This window comes from Nocardiopsis listeri (genome assembly GCF_020741345.1).
GTDB lineage: Bacteria > Actinomycetota > Actinomycetes > Streptosporangiales > Streptosporangiaceae > Nocardiopsis > Nocardiopsis listeri_A.
Genome location: NZ_DYZD01000048.1, coordinates 1 through 4,133 on the forward strand (window position 1 = coordinate 1; position 4,133 = coordinate 4,133).

Genomic DNA, 4,133 nt, shown 5'->3' on the forward strand with positions numbered 1-4,133 from the left:
CGTGCCGGGGCGATCGATCCGGAGGTTGCGGACACAGCGGCCTTCTGTGAGCGCTACGGGCAGAGCCTGGACACCAGCGCCAACTGTGTGGTGCTGGCGGCCAAGCGGGGCGGCGAGATCGAGTACGCCGCCTGCATGGTCCTGGCCACGCAGCGGGCCGATGTCAACGGGGTGCTGCGCAAGCACCTGGGCGCGCGCAAGGCCTCCTTCGCCCCGATGGACGAGGCGACCGGGATGACCGGCATGGAGTACGGGGGCATCACCCCGTTCGGACTGCCCGAGGGTTGGCCGGTCCTGGTGGACAAGGCCGTCCACGACACCTCTTGGGTGGTCGTGGGCAGTGGCCTGCGCCGATCCAAGCTGCGGGTCCCGGGCCCGTTGCTGGCCGAGTTGCCCGGCGCCGAGGTGTTGTCCCTGACGAGGTAGTCGCCATCGGTCGATTTGTCGACAAAACCATCTGTGGTTACGGCGCGGTCCGGGTCGATTTCGACCCGGGCCGCGCCGTTCGTCGACATACCGACCTCACCCCAGGTCGACATGGCGGCACGGCGACTTCTCGACAGCGGCCGAGGGGCCGGTGAGCCGGTCGCGGGGGCAGGGCGCGCGGTGGATCGTCGACTCTAGGGACGGCGGAAGCGGTACCACTTCGGTCTGGTGCGGTTCATCGGCCAGCCCAGACCCGCGGTATCCGCATCCTCCACGTCGACCAGTTCCCACTCGGGAAACCCTGCCTCGACCTCGGTTTGTGAGACTCCCTCGACCATTCGTCGATAGATCGACGGGCCGAAGGCGAGCATCAGCAGGGTGGCCCCCTGGGCGGCCAGGGCCGTGACCCCCCGCCCTTCGGCGGCGCGTTGGGCCGGGTCGAGGCCCTGGAAGCAACCGACGTCGAGGAACAGGTCGAACTTCCCGCCCAGCTCCGCCGATTCCAGGTCGGTCGCGTCTGCGACGACGTAGGTGACCTCGGACGAATTCTTCTCGCGTGCGGCCTCGATCGCGGCCGGCACCAGATCGACCCCGACGGCCTCCCAGCCGTGGCGGGCCAACTCAGGGGTGAACTGGCCGCGACCGCAGCCGACATCCAACGCACGACCAGGGCTGGACGGACGATTCGTCCCCTCGCGTTCGAGCCAGGAACGAAGCTGGGCCCCCGCGGCGGGACCATAGCGCTCCCAAGGGGTGAAACCAAGACGGTACATCCGCGCGTAGTCGGTCATGGTTCCACGGTAAGTCGGCTGTCCAGGGCCGGGTGGGCGACCCACGCCCGCCGGAGAAAGCACTGGTGGGGCGCGCCCGTGCAGGTGCGAGCCTATTTACTGACCGATCGGTCTGTAATACTGTTCCACCAGACCCACATGCCGAGGAGAGGACCGTCAGGTGTCCGAAGTACTGGAGAGCTACGCCCAGGGATCGTGGTTCACCCCCACGGACGAGGGCGCACCCCTGGCCGACGCGAACACCGGGGAGACCGTCGCCCGGATCTCGAAGAACGGTCCCGACGTCGCCGCAATGGTCGAGTACGCGCGTACCGTGGGCGGCCCGGAACTGCGAAAACTGACGTTCCACCAGCGGGCCAACATCCTCAAGGAACTCGCCAAGCACCTCATGGGGTACAAGGACGAGTTCTACGCGCTCTCCCACAGGACCGGCGCCACCGCGCGCGACACGATGGTCGACGTCGACGGCGGCTTCGGCACCCTCTTCAGCTTCTCCAGCAAGGGCCGCCGCGAACTCCCCAACGCGAAGGTCATCCTGGACGGCCCCCTCGAACAGCTGGGCAAGGGCGGCACCTTCGTCGCCCAGCACGTCTACACCTCCCGTCCGGGCGTGGCCGTGCAGATCAACGCGTTCAACTTCCCCGTCTGGGGCATGCTGGAAAAGCTCGCACCCGCCTTCATCGCGGGCCTGCCCAGCATCGTCAAGCCGGCGGGCCAGACCTCCTACCTGACGGTGGCCGTGGTCAAGCGCATGGTGGAGTCCGGGCTGCTGCCCGAGGGTTCGCTCCAACTCCTGGTCGGCAGCCACCGGGGCCTGCTCGACGACCTGGGCCCACAGGACATCGTCGGCTTCACCGGATCGGCGGCCACGGGCACGATCCTGCGCAACCACCCGAACGTCGTCAGCGGTGGGGTCCGGCTGAACGTGGAGGCCGACTCCCTCAACTGCTCGATCCTCGGCCCGGACGTCGGACCCGAGGACCCCGAGTTCGACCTGTACGTCAAGCAGGTCGTCACGGAAATGACCGTCAAGGCGGGTCAGAAATGCACCGCCATCCGCCGTGTCATCGTCCCGACGTCGATGGCGGAAGCGGTCACCGAGGCCCTCACCGACCGGCTCGCCAAGGTGAAGGTCGGCGCCGCCGACAACCCGGACGTCCGGATGGGCGCCCTGGTCTCACTCGACCAGCGAGAGGAGGTCCGCAAGGCGGTCAAGGCTCTGCGCACCTCCAGCGAACTGGTGTTCGGCGACCCGGAGCGGGTCGAGGTGACCGGCGCCGACGACGAGTCCGGCGCGTTCATGTCGCCGATCCTGCTGCGTGCCGAGCCCGGCGCGAAGGAACCGCACGATGTGGAGGCCTTCGGTCCGGTCAGTACGATCATCACCTACGACACCGTGGACGAGGCCGTTGAACTGGCCGCACGCGGCCAGGGCAGCCTGGTCGGTTCGCTGGTCACCAACGACGAGGACGTGTCCCGCGAGGTCGTCCTGGGGACGGCCCCCTGGCACGGCCGCATCCTGGTGCTCAACCGCGACGACGCCAAGGAATCCACCGGACACGGCTCCCCGCTGCCCGTCCTGGTGCACGGTGGACCCGGTCGCGCCGGCGGCGGCGAGGAGATGGGCGGTGTGCGCGGCGTCAAGCACCACATGCAGCGCACCGCGATCCAGGGCTCCCCGGACATGCTCACCGCGATCACCGGCCACTGGACCACCGGCTCACGCCGGGACATCGGCGACGTGCACCCGTTCCGCAAGGACCTCACCGAACTGCGCATCGGCGACACCATCGCGTCGGCCGAGCGTACGGTGACCCGCTCGGACATCGATCACTTCGCGGAGTTCACCGGGGACACCTTCTACGCGCACACCGACGAGGAGGCCGCGGCCGCCAACCCGCTGTTCGGCGGGATCGTGGCGCACGGCTACCTGGTGGTCTCGCTGGCCGCGGGCCTGTTCGTCGACCCGGCCCCGGGGCCGGTGCTCGCGAACTTCGGCGTCGACAACCTGCGTTTCCTCACCCCGGTGAAGGAGGACGCGGTCATCAAGGTGACGCTGACCGCCAAGCAGATCACCCCGCGCACCAACGCCGACTACGGCGAGGTGCGTTGGGACGCGGTCGTCACCGACCAGGACGGTGAGGCCGTCGCCACCTACGACGTCCTCACCCTGGTGGAGAAGGGCGAGGAGTAGACGAGTCGCCATGTAGCCGAGTCGACAGGGCGACACACCGACGCACCCGGTCCGATCACACGATCGGACCGGGTGCGCTGTCATGCTGAGGGCTTCGGCGAAGGGGGGAGCGACGTGCGTGAGGGTGACCGACGGGTCCGTCCGCGACGCACCACGAAGCTGCGGGTGGTCGAGGACTTCCGCGCCCCGGTGGAACGGGTGTTCGCACTGATCGTCGATGAGTCCGGCTTCCTGGACGCCATGCCTCCCGGCGTGGAGGTCCTGGAGTGGCCCGAGCCGTTCGAGGCCGGTGGTGTGATGAACCTGCGCTGGGGCGCGGCCGGGTGCTTCCCGGTGCGCTGGAACGCCGTCATCGACGCGTTCGAAGCGGGGCGTTCGTTCAGCGACCTCCAGGTGCGCGGGCCCTTCCGCTACTGGCGGCACACGCACCGGGTCGAGCCGTACGGGTCGGGCACCCGGCACACCGACGTGGTCGAGTTCTCCACCGGCCTGGGCCCCCTGGGCGACCTGTCCGTGGCCACCGCGCTTCGTGGCGCGTTCGGGCCGCGCCTGCGTCGGATGCGCGCCACACTCGAAGAGCATCGGACATGAAAAGCGCCCCGGGGGTGCCGACTCCCTCCGGGGCGCTCGTTCATCGCCCGCCTACATGCGGGCGATGGCCTTGGCCGGATCCTCCATGGCGTCGGCGACCACGCGCATGAAGCCCGCCGCCGCGCCACCGT

Annotated in this window: 4 protein-coding genes; 3 read left to right on the forward strand and 1 reads right to left on the reverse strand. The window is 69.1% G+C overall.

All coding sequences use genetic code 11. The features are described from left to right. Nucleotides 1-426, forward strand: a 426-nt coding sequence (locus tag K8V84_RS02695) for a YbaK/EbsC family protein (protein WP_304069881.1), incomplete at its 5' end; no start/stop codon positions are given. Nucleotides 427-620: 194 nt separating this feature from the next. Here K8V84_RS02695 and K8V84_RS02700 read toward each other — a convergent pair. Then, nucleotides 621-1,217, reverse strand: coding sequence for a class I SAM-dependent methyltransferase (locus K8V84_RS02700; protein WP_304069884.1), 597 nt, complete (start codon nucleotides 1,215-1,217; stop codon nucleotides 621-623). 160 nt (nucleotides 1,218-1,377) lie between these two features. On the opposite strand from K8V84_RS02700, the gene paaZ reads away from it, so the two are divergent. Next, entirely contained in the window at nucleotides 1,378-3,411 is a 2,034-nt protein-coding gene (gene paaZ, locus K8V84_RS02705; RefSeq protein WP_304069887.1) for a phenylacetic acid degradation bifunctional protein PaaZ, read from the forward strand. 114 nt (nucleotides 3,412-3,525) lie between these two features. Next, nucleotides 3,526-4,002: an SRPBCC family protein gene (locus tag K8V84_RS02710; RefSeq protein WP_304069889.1), complete on the forward strand. Its 477-nt coding sequence runs from the start codon at nucleotides 3,526-3,528 to the stop codon at nucleotides 4,000-4,002. Nucleotides 4,003-4,133: the final 131 nt, after the last annotated feature.